This window comes from Diaphorobacter sp. JS3051 (assembly GCF_015832135.1).
Taxonomy (GTDB): Bacteria; Pseudomonadota; Gammaproteobacteria; order Burkholderiales; family Burkholderiaceae_C; genus Diaphorobacter; species Diaphorobacter nitroreducens.
Window position 1 is genome coordinate 2,982,304 of record NZ_CP065406.1, and the last position, 15,942, is coordinate 2,998,245.

Annotated in this window: 18 protein-coding genes; 11 read left to right on the plus strand and 7 right to left on the minus strand. The window is 67.2% G+C overall.

Annotation, left to right across the window (positions count from 1 at the left end):
- Positions 1-48: 48 nt before the first annotated feature.
- The 6 genes from I3K84_RS14230 to I3K84_RS14255 all read left to right on the plus strand — a co-directional run bounded on the left by I3K84_RS14230 (position 49) and on the right by I3K84_RS14255 (position 4,674).
- Entirely contained in the window at positions 49-525 is a 477-nt protein-coding gene (locus tag I3K84_RS14230; protein ID WP_196994819.1) for a hypothetical protein, read from the plus strand.
- A gap of 97 nt (positions 526-622) precedes the next feature.
- A complete protein-coding gene (locus tag I3K84_RS14235; protein ID WP_196994820.1) occupies positions 623-901 on the plus strand; it encodes a DUF1010 domain-containing protein in 279 nt (92 codons plus the stop codon).
- Positions 902-1,380: 479 nt separating this feature from the next.
- Positions 1,381-2,406, plus strand: coding sequence for a hypothetical protein (locus tag I3K84_RS14240; RefSeq protein ID WP_196994821.1), 1,026 nt, complete (start codon positions 1,381-1,383; stop codon positions 2,404-2,406).
- Positions 2,407-2,746: 340 nt separating this feature from the next.
- On the plus strand, positions 2,747-3,139 hold the full coding sequence (locus I3K84_RS14245; protein ID WP_011807063.1) for a VOC family protein: 393 nt from the start codon (positions 2,747-2,749) through the stop codon (positions 3,137-3,139).
- An 18-nt stretch (positions 3,140-3,157) separates the two neighbouring features.
- On the plus strand, positions 3,158-3,919 hold the full coding sequence (locus I3K84_RS14250) for a 3-oxoacyl-ACP reductase (protein WP_196994822.1): 762 nt from the start codon (positions 3,158-3,160) through the stop codon (positions 3,917-3,919).
- Positions 3,920-3,933: 14 nt separating this feature from the next.
- Complete coding sequence (locus tag I3K84_RS14255) at positions 3,934-4,674, plus strand: glutathione S-transferase N-terminal domain-containing protein (protein ID WP_196994823.1); 741 nt, start codon at positions 3,934-3,936, stop codon at positions 4,672-4,674.
- A 267-nt stretch (positions 4,675-4,941) separates the two neighbouring features.
- On the opposite strand, the gene I3K84_RS14260 is transcribed toward I3K84_RS14255, so the two are convergent.
- The 7 genes from I3K84_RS14260 to I3K84_RS14285 form a co-directional block, all read right to left on the minus strand.
- A complete protein-coding gene (locus I3K84_RS14260) occupies positions 4,942-7,029 on the minus strand; it encodes an acetate--CoA ligase family protein (protein ID WP_196994824.1) in 2,088 nt (695 codons plus the stop codon).
- Between the two features lie 203 nt (positions 7,030-7,232).
- Positions 7,233-8,228 (minus strand): tripartite tricarboxylate transporter substrate binding protein, encoded by a 996-nt coding sequence (locus tag I3K84_RS14265; RefSeq protein ID WP_196994825.1) that lies wholly within the window; start codon positions 8,226-8,228, stop codon positions 7,233-7,235.
- Positions 8,229-8,265: 37 nt separating this feature from the next.
- A complete protein-coding gene (locus I3K84_RS14270) occupies positions 8,266-8,631 on the minus strand; it encodes a Zn-ribbon domain-containing OB-fold protein (RefSeq protein ID WP_196994826.1) in 366 nt (121 codons plus the stop codon).
- Between the two features lie 5 nt (positions 8,632-8,636).
- Positions 8,637-9,788, minus strand: a complete 1,152-nt coding sequence (locus I3K84_RS14275; RefSeq protein WP_196994827.1) for a thiolase family protein — start codon at positions 9,786-9,788, stop codon at positions 8,637-8,639.
- Positions 9,785-10,651, minus strand: a complete 867-nt coding sequence (locus I3K84_RS14280; protein ID WP_196994828.1) for an IclR family transcriptional regulator — start codon at positions 10,649-10,651, stop codon at positions 9,785-9,787. The genes I3K84_RS14275 and I3K84_RS14280 overlap by 4 nt, the downstream gene beginning before the upstream one ends.
- Positions 10,652-10,727: 76 nt before the next feature.
- On the minus strand, positions 10,728-10,856 hold the full coding sequence (locus I3K84_RS22455) for a hypothetical protein (RefSeq protein WP_255352815.1): 129 nt from the start codon (positions 10,854-10,856) through the stop codon (positions 10,728-10,730).
- Entirely contained in the window at positions 10,853-11,815 is a 963-nt protein-coding gene (locus I3K84_RS14285; protein WP_011806097.1) for an IS5 family transposase, read from the minus strand. The genes I3K84_RS22455 and I3K84_RS14285 overlap by 4 nt, the downstream gene beginning before the upstream one ends.
- A gap of 512 nt (positions 11,816-12,327) precedes the next feature.
- On the opposite strand from I3K84_RS14285, the gene I3K84_RS14290 reads away from it, so the two are divergent.
- The 5 genes from I3K84_RS14290 to I3K84_RS14310 all read left to right on the plus strand — a co-directional run bounded on the left by I3K84_RS14290 (position 12,328) and on the right by I3K84_RS14310 (position 15,942).
- The gene (locus I3K84_RS14290; protein ID WP_088888163.1) at positions 12,328-13,089 is read left to right on the plus strand and encodes a tRNA-uridine aminocarboxypropyltransferase; all 762 of its coding nucleotides are present in this window, start codon (positions 12,328-12,330) and stop codon (positions 13,087-13,089) included.
- Positions 13,090-13,153: 64 nt separating this feature from the next.
- Positions 13,154-13,714, plus strand: coding sequence for a hypothetical protein (locus I3K84_RS14295; protein WP_011807054.1), 561 nt, complete (start codon positions 13,154-13,156; stop codon positions 13,712-13,714).
- A 171-nt stretch (positions 13,715-13,885) separates the two neighbouring features.
- The gene (locus tag I3K84_RS14300; protein ID WP_196994829.1) at positions 13,886-14,890 is read left to right on the plus strand and encodes an SDR family oxidoreductase; all 1,005 of its coding nucleotides are present in this window, start codon (positions 13,886-13,888) and stop codon (positions 14,888-14,890) included.
- 179 nt (positions 14,891-15,069) lie between these two features.
- On the plus strand, positions 15,070-15,471 hold the full coding sequence (locus I3K84_RS14305; protein WP_196994830.1) for a hypothetical protein: 402 nt from the start codon (positions 15,070-15,072) through the stop codon (positions 15,469-15,471).
- Positions 15,472-15,513: 42 nt separating this feature from the next.
- Entirely contained in the window at positions 15,514-15,942 is a 429-nt protein-coding gene (locus tag I3K84_RS14310; protein WP_196994831.1) for a VOC family protein, read from the plus strand.

Genomic DNA, 15,942 nt, shown 5'->3' on the forward strand with positions numbered 1-15,942 from the left:
CTGAACTCAACCGTTAGCGTACATCATTCGCTTTTTCGACCTCCTCTCATGAAACGCAAAGTTCTACTAATTGGGATTGCTACTCCAATTATTGTTTTATCTGCAGTTGCAACAACCATATATTTTGAAAATCAAAGTACTATTAAAAATAGCGTTCGAATTTTAAAGAGAGCCGTTACAGATAAACTTAACGACCCTGAATCCGCGCGCTTTCGATCATTGCAACTCCAATCATTAGAAGGCTCAGTCGTAGATCGGTTAAAATTATTAGAATTAAAACAATATTCATTGTTATTTGAAAATTGGGGTCTTCTATTTAAATACGATCCTGAATTATTTCAACTTTGCGGAGAAATTAACGCGAAAAATGGATTTGGTGCGTATGTGGGCTATAAACAGTTTTACATTAGCGGAGGCAAAGACCCCATTCCATTTATTGCCGCAGAGAATTCAAATAATTTTCCAAAGGATATGTGCAATATAGGAAAAGATGGTGTCGTGTATACCGAACCGGATTATCAGTAAATCCATCGGCTTCCTAACCATTCGTCGCAGCCGACCGCCCAAGGCGGCTGCTGAACTTATTCGTTAGCCTGCTTTTTATTCTTGCTCATTTCAGCCCATGAATATTCAAACGCCATTTACCCTCGCAAGCGTTTATCCGCTGGGTGTTTGGCGTTCGTTCGGGCTTCGCCTGCGTAGGCTGTGCCAGTTTCAAGCCTTTTTGGCTTCTAGCCCTTGTGCAGCAAGCGCTGGCAGCTCTGGTTTTCGTAGTCCGTTGCCCGTGCGGTCACATTCTTTTTTGCGCTTTGGGTCTAACCCAGCGCTCAAGCCGACCCGCATACTGCGGGCGGCTTACCTAGTCCGTTGGACGTCGCCAGGGCCGCTCTGCTTTCCGTAGCGCCCGTGCGCCAGCCCGCGGTGTTTTTTTGCTTCCGTGTTCTAAAGTGTTTATGGGATAAATTTAGGCGCCGCCTGCGGCGGCGCCGGGGGCGCCCTTACGGACACCCCCAGCGCTCGCCGCAGGCAGCACCCCTCCCGGCCAGGGTGTTGCCGGCCTCCCGGGAGCTGTATGGATCACCAGCATTTCGCCCCCCCCACCCACGGAAAAGCGCCCCTGCCGGGGCGACGTCGCGGTCGGCCCCTGCCTCTTCGGGAATCCCCCGGCGTCGCCAAGGCAGGCTACCCCCCCTCCCTTCCCCGCATCAAGGCTCCCCTGCGGCGCGTGGCGGCCTTGACGCGGGGGCCCCTGGAGGGGGGGGTTCCCGCCTCGCCGCCCCCGGTGGCCCCCCTGCGCGTCAGCGCCCAACCACGACGTTCAAGCCGACACGGCTTCGCCGCACGGCTTAACTTTACGTTAGGCTTTAAACTCAAAAAAACATGGCAGCAAATATCACCTTTATTGAGCAAAGTGCGCCCGTAGACGAGTATGGGAGAGCCCTCTATGCAGTTGCAAGATCAGTTCTAAGAGCACTAATCGATTCGATATCGGACGAAGATCTCACTGATCTAAACACGCCACTAGCCGAAGTGCGGATGAGGCAACTGGCAAAAATTGCACGACTAGAGCGAGACAAAGGCATGAGGGGCGACGGCTTCGAATGGGCCGTTCACGAAGCGCTCCTGGGTAAGGAGCCGAGCGTTATGGAGCCAATAGCAATGGCGCTTCGACGATCTTCCAAGTCGGTAAAGGATGCCGAACCCACATCTTTAATGTTCGGGCAGGAACGCGCAAAGTACCTGGGGTTCCTGGAAGCAGTGGTGGATGAGGCAGGTAAAGACTCATATCTCCTCCCTCAAGGCCAAGGAAAGCCTTTTAATTTCGGCCCCTGGGTCTCAGTTGCCGCACAAGGCCACTTGGCAGAACCGTTGCTAAACGAACGCATCAAGAAAATCTGGAAAACTGATTTGTTTTTGTCATCAGCAGGAGACAAGAAGCATCTGGCCGCTACAGTGAAATCAAACTACGCGCAACTTGAGGGCGGCCAAGGGCTTCGCATTGGCATCGTTCCAGAATCGACTCACTTTAACAATTCCGCTGGGGTGAAGTACGATCACAAACACGGCTTGTGGGTTGTCTCCCTGGCTGACCCAAATGGCTTTATGGGCCTTTTCAACGATGCATATCATGCTGTCGCAAGAGCGATATGCACACTCGGAAAACAACCGCAGCCCCCGTACTTCGTGAAGCCGAGTGCCAAAGCGCAAAAGATTCAAGAACAGATCGAAAAGTATCCTGACGCAAAGGCCGTCGAAATTGAGGAAGCTCTAAATGAGGCTGCTCAGCAAGATTTGGTCACGTCAAAACATCAGCTAATCAGTGTGAATGCCCCAGACTGGCTTCACATTAAGGCCATGGCGCCAAAAATAATCTCACCAAAGCCCAAGTTCATAAAACTTGACTAACCAAACTCATGCGCTTCATTACAACCAAGTGGGTAGGCGGTTCAGACGGGATTTGTACGAGGGACGTCATATGAACACTGCAGCGTCCATCCTCAGCCTAACTGGTTGTTCAAGGGGACGTCAACGTGCTTCGCACGCTGTCGCCCCTTAACGTGGGCATTAGGGTTAGGCATACGACTCGTCCCACGATCATCGGCTGCAAGTAGGGGTCGTTGATACCTCCTCGCAGCTTTCCTGCGGCCCAGCGCTTCGCCCGCTACTATCTGTGCCCGCGGCGCATGTGCCGCGCGCCTGTCCTCCAGGTGCCCACCAAGCATTTCACCAAGGAGACCCACCCCCCATGTTCAGCCACGTCATGCTGGGAGCCAGCAACCCCGATCAATCCAAGCAGTTCTACGACGCCTTCCTGGGCGCCCTGGGCTGCAAGCCTGGCTTCACCGACCCCAAGGGCCGCACCTTCTGGCGCCACGCGGGCAACACCTTTGCCATTTCCGCGCCCATCAACGGCGAGCCGGCCTGCTTTGGTAACGGCGCCACCACGGGCTTTGCGGCCGAGTCGCCCGAGCAGGTGGATGCGGCGCACGCGGCGGGCGTGGCCAGCGGCGGCGTGACGTGTGAAGACCCGCCGGGCTGGCGCGAGCATGCGCCGGGCGGGCGGCTGTACCTGGCCTACCTGCGCGACCCGGCCGGCAACAAGCTGTGCGTGCTGCACCGCCCGCCCAAGGCCGCCTGACCCCCGGAGCGTTCACGCATGCAACTGTCTGAACAATGGGTGCTGGTCACGGGCGGCGCCCGGGGCCTGGGCCAGGCCATCACGCGCGCCGTGGCGCGCGAGGGCGCGGGCGTGGTCATCAACTACCACCGCAGCGATGCCGCCGCCAAGGCGCTGGCCGACGAGCTGGGCCCGCGCGCCATTGCGCTGCAGGCCGACGTGACCGACGCCGCCGCCGTGCAGCGCCTGTTTGCCACCGCGCGCGAGCGCACGGGCGCCCCCATCAGCGCCGTGGTGAACAACGCGCTGGCGCAGTTCTCGTTCGACGGCGATGCGCGCCCCAAGCTGGGCGAGATCACCTGGGAGCGCGTCAGCCAGCAGATCGAGGGCGCGGTCAAGGGCGCGCTCAACACCATGCAGGCCGCGCTGCCCGCCATGCGCGCGCAGGGTTTCGGGCGCGTCGTGAACGTGGGCACCAACCTGTTCCAGAACCCGGTGGTGCCGTACCACGACTACACGGCGGCCAAGGCCGCGCTGCTGTCGCTCACGCGCACGGCGGCGCACGACCTGGGGCCGGATGGCGTCACGGTGAACATGGTGTCGGGCGGGTTGCTGCGCACCACCGACGCCAGCAGCGCCACGCCCGAGGCGGTGTTCGACCTGATCGCCAGCATGACCCCGCTGCGCCGCGTGACCACGCCGGCCGAGTTTGCCGACGCGGTGCTGTTCTTCCTCTCGCCCTGGGGCCGCGCCGTGACGGGGCAGAACCTGGTGGTGGACTGCGGCCTCGTCAAGGATTGAAAAAGGAGTTGCCCATGGCATGGACCCACCCCATCATGGCCAAATGGCCCGCCGCGCACCCCGACCGGCTGCAGCTGTATTCGCTGCCCACGCCCAACGGCGTGAAGGTGTCGATCCTGCTGGAAGAGACGGGGCTGCCGTACGAGCCGCACCTGGTGAGCTTTGAGACCAACGACCAGCTCTCGCCCGAGTTCCTCGCGCTCAACCCCAACAACAAGATCCCCGCCATCCTCGACCCCCATGGCCCAGGTGGTGGCCCCGGCGGCCAACCGCTGGCGCTGTTTGAGTCCGGCGCCATCCTGGTCTACCTGGCCGAGAAGACCGGGCGCTTTCTGCCGCAGGACGCCGCCGCGCGCTACGAGACGCTGCAGTGGCTGATGTGGCAGATGGGCGGCGTGGGGCCGATGTTCGGGCAGCTCGGGTTCTTCCACAAGTTCGCGGGCAAGGACTACGAGGACAAGCGCCCGCTGGGCCGCTACGTGGCCGAATCCAAGCGCCTGCTGGGCGTGCTGGAGCAGCGCCTGACGGGCCGCGACTGGATCATGGGCAGCGACTACACCATCGCCGACATCGCCGTGTTCCCCTGGGTGCGCAACCTCGTGGGCTTCTACGGCGCGGGCGATCTGGTGGGCTTTGACGCCTTCCCGCAGGTGCAGCGCGTGCTGGCGGCCTTCGTGGCACGCCCCGCCGTGCAGCGGGGGCTGGAGATCCCGGCGCGGGGCATCCCGGCGCGGGGCATCCCGGCGCGGGGCTAACCCGGCGCGGGGCATCCCGGCGCGGGGCTAACCCGGCGCGGGGCTGATCCGGCACGGGGCTAGTCAGGCGCGGGGCATCCCGGCGCGGGGCTGACCCGCCCGAGGCTCACCCCACCCAGGGCACACGCGTGGCGCGGCGAGCCCTCACGCATCCGGCCCGGCGCGGCACAAGCGCACGCACCAGCGGTGGACGTGCGGCGCGCCCCGGTCAGCGCGCCGGTTCATGGTCAAAAACGGCTCTAGCGCTTATGTAGCAAGCGCAAGCAGCTATGCTTTTGATACTTCCACCAGCGCATCCACCACCACGGCGCCCTGGCCTGCGGCGCCCACCATCACCGGGTTCAAGTCCAGCGATGCAATGGCGCCGCCGGCACCCGCGATCACCTGGCCCACGGCCACGGCGACGCGCGACAGGGCGGCCACGTCCAGCGGCGGCTCGCCGCGCACGCCATCCAGCAGCGGGGCGATGCGCAGCGTGCGCAGCGCGGCCTGCACGTCGGCCTCGGAGAACGGGGGCAGCAGCACGGCGCAGTCCTTGAGCGCCTCGACGTACTTGCCGCCGTCGCCCACCACCACCACGGGGCCAAAGATCGGGTCCATGCGCGCGCCCACCATGAACTCGTGCTGGCCCTTGCGCGTGGCCGCCACGATCACCCCGTCGCGCTGCACGCCCATGGCGTCCATCTTGGCCCAGAAGCGCTCGAACAGCTCGGCCGCCTGCTCGCGCGTCTGCACGTTGAGGGCCACCAGCCCGTGCTCGGACTTGTGCGGCACCTCGGCCGAGCAGGCCTTGACGACCGCGGGCGCGCCGATGGCGTCCAACGCCGCGCGCGCCTCGTCGGCGGTGCAGCACAGGTGCATGGGCACCGTGGGCACGCCGTGGCGCGCCAGCAGGCCCAGGCTGTCCACCTCGTTCAGAAAGCCTTGCGCGTCGGCAGGCACCTGCACCTGGGGCAATGCGGGCCAGGTGGCGCGCGGGCGGCGCATCAGCGTTGTGTGGCCGGTCACCTGGGCCAGCACGGCAATGGCCTCGCCCTCGTTGGGGAAGGTGGCAATGCCGTGGGCGCGAAAGGGCGCGGCCACGCTCTCCTGCCACGCGGCCACGGCCACGGGCTTGCCCGTCGCGGCCTCGAAGGCCGCGGCGTCGCGCGCAAACCGCTCCACGTCGTAGCCCGCGCCGGCCACGGGAATGTTCAGGAAGAACAGGTCCGCCGCCGGGTCCTGCGCCACGGCGGGCAGCACGTCGCCGAACAGGCCGCTGTTGGACAGCAGCGCGGCGGTGACGTCGATGGGGTTGCTGGCGGTGGCAAAGCCCGGCAGCTTGGAGGCCACGTCGGCCTGCGTGGCGGGGCTCAGCTCCGCCAGGGACAGGCCCATGTCTTCGGCGGCGTCGGCGCCCATCACGCAGCTGGCGCCGGAGTTGCTGATCACCACCAGGCGGCGGCCCTCGGGGCGCCAGCCCTTCAGGTAGGCGTGCGCGGCGCGTGCCTGCTCATGCGGGTCGCGCACGCGCCAGATGCTGTGGTGCTTGAAGAACGCGTCCACCGTGCGGTCCTCGTTGGCCAGCGCGCCCGTGTGGGACGACGCGGCCTTCTGCCCGCTGGCCGACCGCCCGGCCTTCACCGCGACGATGGGCAGGTCGCGCTCGCGCGCGTAGGCGGCGGTGGCGGCCAGCATCTCGGGGTGGGCGATGTTCTCCAGGTACAGCAGCAGCAGCCGTACGTCGGGGTCGTGCGCCACGGCCCAGGCCATCTCGGACGCGGTCACGTCGGCCTCGTTGCCCGTGGCATGCACATGGCGCACGCCCAGGCCGCGCCCGCGCAGCAGGCCGTAGGCCATGGCGCTCATGCCGCCGCTCTGGCTCACGATGCCCACCGGGCCGTCCATGGGCGGCACCTCGATGAACATGGTGGAAAAGCCCGCGATGGCGCCCGTGCCGAAGTTGGCCAGGCCCTGCGTGTTGGGGCCGTACAGGCGCATGCCGGCGGCGCGCGCGGTGGCCACCATGTGGTCCTGCAGCTCGCGCCCGGCGGGGCCCGTCTCGCCAAAGCCCGAGGCGATCACCACGGCGGACTTCACGCCGCGCGCGGCGCATTCCTCCACCGCGGCGACGGTCTTGTCGCCGCCCACGGCGATCAGCGCCAGGTCGGGCACCTCGGGCAGCGCGGCCAGGCCGGCGTAGCTCTTGTGGCCCTGCACTTCCTCGCGCGCCGGGTTGATGGGATAGATCGTGCCCCGGTAGCCGTGGCGCTGCATGTAGTGGATGGGCCGGCCGCCGATCTTGTGGATGTTCTCGGAGGCGCCAACGATGGCGACCGAGCGGGGGTTGAGTGCGGAGGTAAGAAGGTCAGACATGATGGGTCGCGAGACGTTGGGCGTTCAGTCGCCCCGCCGCTGGCAGGGGCGTGGAATGCAATGGCAGGGACAGGGGCGCGGCGCAGGCAGCCAGCACACGCCAGCTCGGCGGCAACCCGGCCGGGGCCTGAAGCCGGCCGCGCCGCCCCCGCAGCGCCCAGCGGGGCGAGCGTGTAGCGCGCGGCGCGGCCATTCAGCGGGCCTCAGTCAATCCGGGCGCCGGAGGCCTTGACCACCTTGCCCCACTTGTCCACCTCGGCCTGCAGGAAGCCGGCGTAGGCGGTGGGCGTGTTCCAGGCGGCGGCAAAGCCCTGGGCCTCGAAGCGCTGCTTCACCTCGGGGTTGTCCAGCGCCTTCTTCAGCTCGGCGTTCAGGCGGTCCACCACCTCTTTGGGCGTGCCAGCCGGTGCCAGCACGCCGTTCCAGGCGATGGCCTCGTAGCCGGGCAGGCCGGACTCGGCCACCGTGGGGATGTCCGGCGCGCTGGGCGAGCGCTGGCTGCTGGTGACGGCCAGCGCTTTCAACTTGCCGGCCTTCACGTGCGGCATGGACGAGAGCATGGTGTCGAACATCAGGTCCGCCTGGCCGCCCATCACGTCGGTGAGTGCGGGCGCGCTGCCCTTGTACGGCACATGCGCCATCTTCACGCCGGCCGACGCGCTGAACAGCTCGGCCGACAGGTGCGTGGACTGCCCGTTGCCGGACGATGCGTAGTTGAGCCCGCCTTGCTTGGACTTGGCCAGCGCGATCAGCTCCTTCACGTTGTTGGCGGGCGTGGCGGGGTGGGTCACGATGACCAGCGGCCCGCTGGTGAGCTGCGAGACGGGCGCGAAGTCCTTGGTGATGGAGTAGTTGAGCTTGGTGAACAGCGAGGGGTTGATGGCATGCGCCGTGGTGGCCACCACCAGCGTGTAGCCGTCCGCGGGGCTGCGGGCCACGGCCTCGGCGCCGATGTTGGCACCCGCGCCGGGGCGGTTGTCGATCACGAAGGGCTGGCCCATCTGCTCCTGGAGCTTTTGCGCCACCACGCGCGCCACGATGTCGGTGGGGCCGCCGGGCGGGTAGGGCACGACCAGCTTCACGGGCTTGTTCGGGTAGTCATTGGCCCAGGCCAGCGGCGCGGCGGCAGCGGCGCACAGCGCGGCGCAGACGACGCCAATGACATGGCGACGCGGGGCGATGGGGGTGGTTTTGGGCATGTCTTTGTCTCCTTGATCGTTGTGGTGAAAAAAGCGGTCAGGCGGCCGGCACGAAGCGCAGCAGCGGCCGGCCCAGGTGTTCGAAGAAATCAGCGCGCACGCGCTCGCCGATCTGCACGCCCGCGGCCGCGTGGCCCATGAGGCGCGGGCCCTCGTCGAGCTGCACGATCGCCAGCGTGTAGGGCGCCAGCGCGCGGAAGTCCTCCGAGGGCGCGCGCGCCACCACCGTGGTGGCGCGCACGGTGGCGGTGCCGGCGGCGTCGCGCCAGTCCAGCCCCTCGTGGCCGCAGCGTTGGCACGCGTAGCGCGCCAGGGTCTGGGCATGGCCGCAGGCGGCGCAGCTTTGAAAGCGCACCACGCCCGCGCGCAGGCCGTCGTTGAAAGGGGTTGCCAGTGAGGTCATGGCGGTCAGCCCTCCGTTGAAAGAATGAGGCTCACGTGGGACGACATCACGCCCCCGTCGGCATGGATGAAGGCGCGCTGCGGGGTGCGGATCTGCCGCTCGCCCGCCTGGCCCGTCATCTGCCGCCAGGCCTCCACGGTGTGGGCCATGCCGCCGGCCACGCCGCAGTGGCCGAACGACAGCAGGCCGCCGTGCGTGTTCAGCGGCAGCGCGCCCGTGGGCGCGAAGTCGCCCGCGCGGGCCCGCGCGGCGGCGCCGGCGCGCGGCGCGAAGCCGATCTCTTCGAGCAGCATCACCAGCGTGATCGTGAACGAGTCGTAGATGCCCAGGTAGTCGATGTCCGTAGGGGTCAGGCCGGCCTCGGCAAAGGCCTGGGCGGCGGCATCGGATGCGCCGCACCGCATCACGTCGGCCATGGCGGTGAGGTGCTGGTGGCGGTGCGCCTGGCCCGCGCCCGCCAGGCGCACCGGGGCGTGCGGGCCGGGCTCGGCCGAGACGACGAACGCCATGGCGCCGTCGGAAATGGGGCAGCAGTCCAGCAGCGACAGCGGCGCGGCGATGGGCTTGGCGGCCAGCACCTCGGCATGGGTGATGGGCGTGCGCAGGTGCGCCTCGGGGTGGCGCGCGGCGTTGGCGCGCATGAGCACGGCGAACTCGGCCAGGTCGGCGCTGGTGACGCCCGTGCGGTGCATGTATTCCGAGGCCATCAGCGCGTAGTACGCGGGCACGCTGGCACCGTTGGGCACCTCGTAGTCGGCGTCGCCCACCTGGGCCAGGGTCTGGATGGAGCTGTCGCGCGACTGACCCGTGAGGCGGTTCTCGCCCGCCACCACCAGCACGTTGCGGCAGCGGCCCGAGCGCACCAGCTCACGCGCGGCCATCAGCATGGCCGCGCCCGTGGCCCCGCCCAGCTGCATGCTGTGCGCGTAGTGCGGCGCCAGTGCGAAGCGCTCGCAGAACAGCGTAGACAGCATCAGGTGCGGCAGCGTGGTGGCGTAGCCGCACAGCACGCCGTCGATGTCGGCGCGTGCCAGGCCGGCGCTGGCCAGCGCCTGGTGCGCGGCGCCGGCCATCAGGTCGAGCGCGCCGCGCCCTTCGTGGCGGCCAAAGGGGGTGCTGCCCGCGCCGCGCAGCCAGGCGGGGGAGGGTGAGGTCATCGCAATGTCTCCAGGGATGGGGGCTGTGGGGGTGTGCCCGCCTGCCGGCGGCTGGTGCGCATGGCCTCGGACCAGCGCACCTGGCACACGGTGGATTCGTGGATCAGCGCATGCGCCATGGCGGACTCGCGCGCGAGGATGCGGTCATTCAGCGCGGCAATGCTCAGGGCGGCCACGGGGCGGCCCTCGGGGTCGAGCACGGGCACGCCAATGCCGCCCATGCGCTCCACCACCACGTCCAGCAGCACCACGTAACCGCGTTCACGCGCATCGGCAATGCGCTCGCGCAGCAGCGCGGGGGTGATACGCGGGTAACGGCTCATCTGGCTGGCCAAAATTTCCAGCGCCGCCTCGCGCTCGGCATCGGGCATCCAGGCCAGCAGCGCCAGGCTGCCTGCGCCCGCGCCCAGCGGGCGGCGGCTGCCCACGCGCAGGTAGTTGGCGCGGATGGGGTAGGTGCCGTCTTCCACGTCAATGCACAGCGACTCCACGCCGCTGGGGATGGACAGCACCGCGCTGTCCTCAAACTGGCCCACCAGCCGCAGCAGGCTGGGGCGTGCCAGCGGCCGCGGGTCAAAGCGCCGCAGCGCGGCCGCGCCCAGCACCATGAGTTCGGGCCCCAGCGAGAACTGCTTGCTCTGCGCATCGCGCGCGACGAAGCCGTCGCGCACCATCACCTCCAGCAGACGCAGTGTGGTGGCCTTGTCCAGTTCGGCCGCAGCGGCAATGTCGGTCAGGCGCGCGTTGCCGCCCTCGGACATCACCCGCAGCACGCGCATGGCGCGCTCCACGGTGGACGTGCTGCCACCGGGCAGGTGGTTCACCACGGCCTTGGGGCGTGCGCTGGAGGGGGTGGGGGGCATGGCGTGTGTTTCTTTGGATGAAACGTGATCTGTCATGAAATTTAGGGATGCCCTGAATAACTCGAATGCGTAAGTGCTACAAGGTCACCGGTTTCAGATAGTGCGATGGATGGCGTTTAGCCTGGGTCTTCGCACCACTTTCCACGCCCTTGCGGGCCATCTGCACCGCCTTTGCGGCCATTTGCCTGATTTCAGGGGCACTCATCCCTGCGCCTCCAGCAATTGATGGCGCACCATCCAAAGATTGGACAGCGCAAACAGCGTCTTGAGCTGCAACGTGTTCTTCTTCAATCCCCGGTAGCGCACCTTGGTGTATCCAAACTGTCGTTTGATCACCCTGAAGGGATGCTCCACCTTGGCACGGATGCTCGCCTTGATCTTCTCCACTTGGTCTATCAGCGCGTCAACGGGGTTGTTCTCTTTGTCCAGCGCTCTGCGTTTGCCTGGGCGCATCGCGATGTGCCACCGCACTGCCTCCTTGGCATCCGGGCGCTTGTCGATACCTTGGTAGCCCGCATCACCAAACCCGTCTGTCTCCTGCCCGTGCAGCAAGCTGTTGCCCTCTACAACGTCGGCCACGTTACCCGAGGTGCCTATGACGGTATGCACGAGTCCCGAGTCCGCATCCACGCCGATATGGGCCTTCATGCCAAAGTGCCATTCGTTGCCCTTTTGGCTCGAATGCATCTCTGGATCGCGCTTTCTGTCCTTGTTCTTGGTAGAGCTAGGCGCTGCGATCAGTGTGGCATCGACCGCAGTGCCTGCCTTGAGCAGCAAGCCCTGGGCTGCCAGAAGCTCGTTGACAGTGGCCAGAATCTGCTCGGCCAGCTTGTGTTTCTCCAGCCGATGACGAAACCTCAGGATGGTGCTCTCGTCAGGCACCCTCCCATGGGCATCAAGACTTGCAAACTCCCGGTAGATCGGGGTGTCAAAGAAGGCCTCTTCCATCGCCAGATCTGACAGGGTGAACCACTGCTGCATGCAGTGGATGCGCAGCATGGTCTCCAGGGCAAAGGGTGGGCGGCCGTTCTTGCCTTCGGGGTAATAGGGCGCAATGAGTTCGACCAGAGCAGCCCAGGGAACCACCAAATCCATCTGGATCAGCAGTTCTTGCTTGCGGGTCTTTTTGGTGCTCAGTTTCAGGTCAAGGCTGCTTTGCTTCATGGGCGGGGAGGATGCCATGACTTCCTGGCTTCTAGCAGACTGCGTTCGGGGTTTTGCAGGATTTCCCTAGGCGTGGGTGCGGTAGTTGGTCAAAGACCGTGTTTCAAATTTCAATGGCTAGGGCCTGTTCACACTATTTTTGCCAGATGCGTTGCGATCAAAAAGGGCCAGGCGCAAGGCGCCAAACGAAGCTGGGGTGCTACCCCAGCGAGGCTTGGCAACGCCGCGAATGGCCCTTTTTGATCGCAACCCGGAGGGAACGGAGTGAAAACCGCGCCATTCGTCGTTGCCCTCCTAGCCAAGGCCCCGGCCTTGGCGTCGTCACGCGCCTAGATTGGCGCGGTTTTCACGCCATTCGCACTGGCAAAAATAGTGTGAACAGGCCCTAAAACAGTTGCGCCGCGATGCGAGGGCTTACCCTGATGAAAGCGGCGGCCGCGCCGCGCGCATGCCCCACAATCGCCGGCTTGCCGACCCTTGTGCGCGCCCGTTGCGGCGCACGCCGCCCTTCCATGCCCCATGCCGTTTCCTTGCTGCGCGCCGCGCGCCTGGCCCGCAGCGCCAAGCCGTTCCTGGCGCGCGGCGGCTCGCGCCGCGAGCGTTGCGAGGGCTGCCGCCTGCCCCTGAGCCACTGCCAGTGCGCGCTGCGCCCGCAGCCCGCGGTGCGCGCGGGTATGTGCCTGCTGATGGCGGACACCGAGCCGCTCAAGCCCAGCAACACGGGCTGGCTGATCGCCGACCTGGTGCCCGACACCCACGCGTTTGGCTGGGCGCGCACCGAGGTCGATCCCGCCCTGCTGGCGCTGCTGGCCGACCCGCAGTGGCAGCCGTACGTGGTGTTCCCGGGTGAGTTCGCGCAGGCCGCGCGCGTGGTGCAGGCCGTGGCGCCACAGGCCGACGCGGCTGCGCCCGCCGCTGCGCCGCAGGGCCCGCGCCCGCTGTTCGTGCTGCTGGACGCCACCTGGCCCGAGGCGCGCAAGATGTTCCGCAAAAGCCCCTATCTGGACCGCTTCCCGGTGCTGAGCCTGCACAGCGACGAGGCCTCGCGCTACCGCCTGCGCCGCTCCAAGCGCAGCGACCATTTCTGCACCGCCGAGGTGGCGGCGCTGTGCCTGGCGCAGGCGGGCGACACCCACGCGGCCGCGTTGCTGCTGGCCTGGCTGGACGTGTTCAGCGAGCGCTACCTGCTGGCCAAGCACCAGCGCCCCGTGGACCTGGACAGCGCTGCGCACCAGCAGCTGCGCGCGCTGGCCGGCGCGCAGCACACCGGTTGACGCAGTTGGTTGCACTGCGGGCCGCGGCGCTGCGCACAATGCCAGGTCTTTCGCTGACAACGCCATGCACCGCCGACTCGCCCTCTCGCACGCACTGACCGCCGCCCTGGCCCTGGCCGCCGGCTGCGCCAGTGCGCAGCCCAGCTACACCATCAGCACCCAGCAGCTGCAGCAGGCACTGGCCGAGCGTTTCCCGCGCAGCTACCCGCTGGGCGGGCTGCTGGACCTGCAGTTGCAGACGCCGCAACTCACGCTGCTGCCCGAGCGCAACCGCCTCAACGCCGTGCTGGACGTGGCGGCCAGCGGCGCGCTGCTGCAGGCGCGGCGATACACGGGCGCGTTCGATGTGGACTTCGGCCTGCGCTACGAACCCACCGACCGCACCATCCGCGCGCACGACCTGCATGTGAACGCGCTGCGCCTGGACGGTGTGCAGCCCTCTGCCGCCGGCATGCTGCAGCGCTACGGCCAGCAGTTGGCCGACCAGTCGCTGCGCGAGGTGGTGCTGCACCAGCTGCGCGACAAAGACCTGGCGCTGGCCGACGGCATGGGCCTGCAGCCCGAGAGCATCACCGTCACCCCGCGCGGGCTGCTGGTGCGCTTCGGCACCAAGCCGCTGTCGTGAATGCTGCGCTACCCATAGCGCTTCGCGCTGGATACGCAAGCGCTGCGGGCTGTTTGGATGCAAATGCGCAGCGTGAGGGCGGCTGTCCTACGCCGTTGCGCCGCCAGCGCGGTTACAAATAGGGTTTTGCCCTTCGTTGCGCCGCGCAGCGTCTGCGCGGCCCGCCGCACCATGACCACAGCTTTGCCCGCCAGCCCGTCCAGCGTCTTTGCGTCCTCGCCCAATCCGGTGGTGGTGATCACCGGCGCCTCCAGCGGTATCGGCCACGCCACGGCGCTGGCGTTTGCGCGCCGCGGCGCGCGCCTGGTGCTGGCCGCGCGCAACCCTGACACGCTGGCCCCTGTGGCGCTGGCCTGCCGCGCCGAGGGTGGGCAGGCGCTGGGCATTCCCACCGACGTGACCGACGCCGACGCGGTGCAGGCCCTGGCCGACAAGGCGGTGCGCCACTTCGGGCGCATCGATGTGTGGATCAACGGCGTGGGCGTGGGAGCCGTGGGGCGCTTTGACGATGTGCCGCTGGCCGCGCACCGCCGCGTGATCGAGTCCAACCTGCTGGGCCACGTGCACGGCGCGCACGCGGCGCTCACGCGCTTTCGCGCGCAGGGCCACGGCCTGCTGGTGAACCTGATCTCGCTGGGCGGCTGGGTGCCTGCGCCCTACGCGGCCGCCTACACGGCCAGCAAGTTCGGCCTGCGCGGCCTGTCCGAAAGCCTGCGCGCCGAGGTGGTCGACCTGCCCCAGGTGCATGTGTGCGACGTGGCGCCCACGTTCGTCGATTCGCCGGGCCTGTCGCATGGCGCCAACTACACGGGCCGGCGCATCCGCCCGCCGCTGCCCATGGTGGACCCGCGCGCGGTGGCCCAGGCCATCGTGGACCTGGCCGATGCGGCCCAGCCGCGCGCCGTCACCTGGCTGGGCCTGGGCGCGATGCCCGGGCGTATGGCGCATGCGCTGGCGCCGCAGGGCACGGCCCGCGCCATGCGCTGGTTCAGCGACCTGGGGCTGCGCCGCGCAGCGCCCGCGCCGCTCACCCAAGGCAATCTGTTTGCCCCCTCGCACCAGACCTCCATCGACGGCGGCCATCGTCAGCGCATGGCGGGATCGGCCACGGTGGTGGCGGTGCTCGGTGTGGTCGGCCTGGCGGTGGGCTGGTGGTGGGGGCGCGGACGGCGCTGATGCTCCTATTTGCATAGCTGTCAGCGCTTGATGGACGGGCGCTGCAGGCCTTTTTTATGCAAAGCAGCAGCGCCCGGCGTTTTCCTACAGCCCGCGCGCGGCCGGCTGCCTACGATGGCGCTGCCGGGGCCGCACCATGTGTGGCGCGGCATCCCACCTGCCACCGCCAGGACGCCGCCATGACCTCTCGCCCCTCCCACACCGACGCCACCGAGGCCGCGCCGCCGCCGGCCGAAAGCCACCCCGCCCACACCTTCACGCTGTACGCGTCGGGCGGGCGCGTGTACGCCAGCAATGTGCGCGACAAGCTCATCGACCTGGGCGCCCTCGCACCGCAGGCGCAGGGCTGGGCCTACCAGCTGGATGGCGACGGGCGCGTGGAGGCCGAAGGCTTTGACGATGCGCGGCAAGCGCTGGCCCACATTGCCGCCAGCATCACCTTCCTGTACCTGGACGGGCAGTTCACCGCGCTGCAGGACCTGGGCGACCGCGCCCGCCCCGACGTGCGCGGGGCGCCGCAGATCCAGGTGGCGCTGGACCCGCGCGGACAGGCCCGGCCCGCCATCGGCGCGGCGGCGTAGGCGGTGCCTTTCAACCCCACGGCCCTTTGTGCGGAGAACGCGATGCAAGTCCAACCCTATCTGATGTTCGATGGCCGCTGCGAAGAGGCGCTGGCGTTCTACGCCCAGGCGCTGGGCGCGCAGACGCAGTTGCTGATGCGCTTTCGGGACAGCCCCGAGCCGCCCGCGGGCGAATGCTCCGCGTCGGCCGCCGTGCCCGGCGACAAGGTCATGCATGCGGAGCTGCGCGTGGGGGAGACGACCCTCATGGCCTCTGACGGCATGGCGGGCGGCCAGCCGGTGTTCAACGGCATCTCGCTCACGCTCTCGGTGGCCAGCGAGGTGGAGGCGCGCAGCAAGTTCGACGCGCTGGCCGACGGCGGCACGGTGGTGGCGCCGATGGCCAAGACCTTCTTTTCGCCCGCGTTCGGCATGGTCAACGACTGCTTTGGCGTGTCGTGGATGGTGCTGGCGGACTCCGCGCCGGGCTGA

What these genes read in the sequence shown, in the direction of transcription:
- I3K84_RS14230 (WP_196994819.1), top strand. Translation starts at nt 49, where the DNA reads ATGAAACGCAAAGTTCTACTAATTGGGATTGCTACTCCAATTATTGTT.
- I3K84_RS14235 (WP_196994820.1), top strand. Translation starts at nt 623, where the DNA reads ATGAATATTCAAACGCCATTTACCCTCGCAAGCGTTTATCCGCTGGGT.
- I3K84_RS14240 (WP_196994821.1), top strand. Translation starts at nt 1,381, where the DNA reads ATGGCAGCAAATATCACCTTTATTGAGCAAAGTGCGCCCGTAGACGAG.
- I3K84_RS14245 (WP_011807063.1), top strand. Translation starts at nt 2,747, where the DNA reads ATGTTCAGCCACGTCATGCTGGGAGCCAGCAACCCCGATCAATCCAAG.
- I3K84_RS14250 (WP_196994822.1), top strand. Translation starts at nt 3,158, where the DNA reads ATGCAACTGTCTGAACAATGGGTGCTGGTCACGGGCGGCGCCCGGGGC.
- I3K84_RS14255 (WP_196994823.1), top strand. Translation starts at nt 3,934, where the DNA reads ATGGCATGGACCCACCCCATCATGGCCAAATGGCCCGCCGCGCACCCC.
- I3K84_RS14260 (WP_196994824.1), bottom strand. Translation starts at nt 7,029, where the DNA reads ATGTCTGACCTTCTTACCTCCGCACTCAACCCCCGCTCGGTCGCCATC.
- I3K84_RS14265 (WP_196994825.1), bottom strand. Translation starts at nt 8,228, where the DNA reads ATGCCCAAAACCACCCCCATCGCCCCGCGTCGCCATGTCATTGGCGTC.
- I3K84_RS14270 (WP_196994826.1), bottom strand. Translation starts at nt 8,631, where the DNA reads ATGACCTCACTGGCAACCCCTTTCAACGACGGCCTGCGCGCGGGCGTG.
- I3K84_RS14275 (WP_196994827.1), bottom strand. Translation starts at nt 9,788, where the DNA reads ATGACCTCACCCTCCCCCGCCTGGCTGCGCGGCGCGGGCAGCACCCCC.
- I3K84_RS14280 (WP_196994828.1), bottom strand. Translation starts at nt 10,651, where the DNA reads ATGCCCCCCACCCCCTCCAGCGCACGCCCCAAGGCCGTGGTGAACCAC.
- I3K84_RS22455 (WP_255352815.1), bottom strand. Translation starts at nt 10,856, where the DNA reads ATGAGTGCCCCTGAAATCAGGCAAATGGCCGCAAAGGCGGTGCAGATG.
- I3K84_RS14285 (WP_011806097.1), bottom strand. Translation starts at nt 11,815, where the DNA reads ATGAAGCAAAGCAGCCTTGACCTGAAACTGAGCACCAAAAAGACCCGC.
- I3K84_RS14290 (WP_088888163.1), top strand. Translation starts at nt 12,328, where the DNA reads ATGCCCCATGCCGTTTCCTTGCTGCGCGCCGCGCGCCTGGCCCGCAGC.
- I3K84_RS14295 (WP_011807054.1), top strand. Translation starts at nt 13,154, where the DNA reads ATGCACCGCCGACTCGCCCTCTCGCACGCACTGACCGCCGCCCTGGCC.
- I3K84_RS14300 (WP_196994829.1), top strand. Translation starts at nt 13,886, where the DNA reads ATGACCACAGCTTTGCCCGCCAGCCCGTCCAGCGTCTTTGCGTCCTCG.
- I3K84_RS14305 (WP_196994830.1), top strand. Translation starts at nt 15,070, where the DNA reads ATGACCTCTCGCCCCTCCCACACCGACGCCACCGAGGCCGCGCCGCCG.
- I3K84_RS14310 (WP_196994831.1), top strand. Translation starts at nt 15,514, where the DNA reads ATGCAAGTCCAACCCTATCTGATGTTCGATGGCCGCTGCGAAGAGGCG.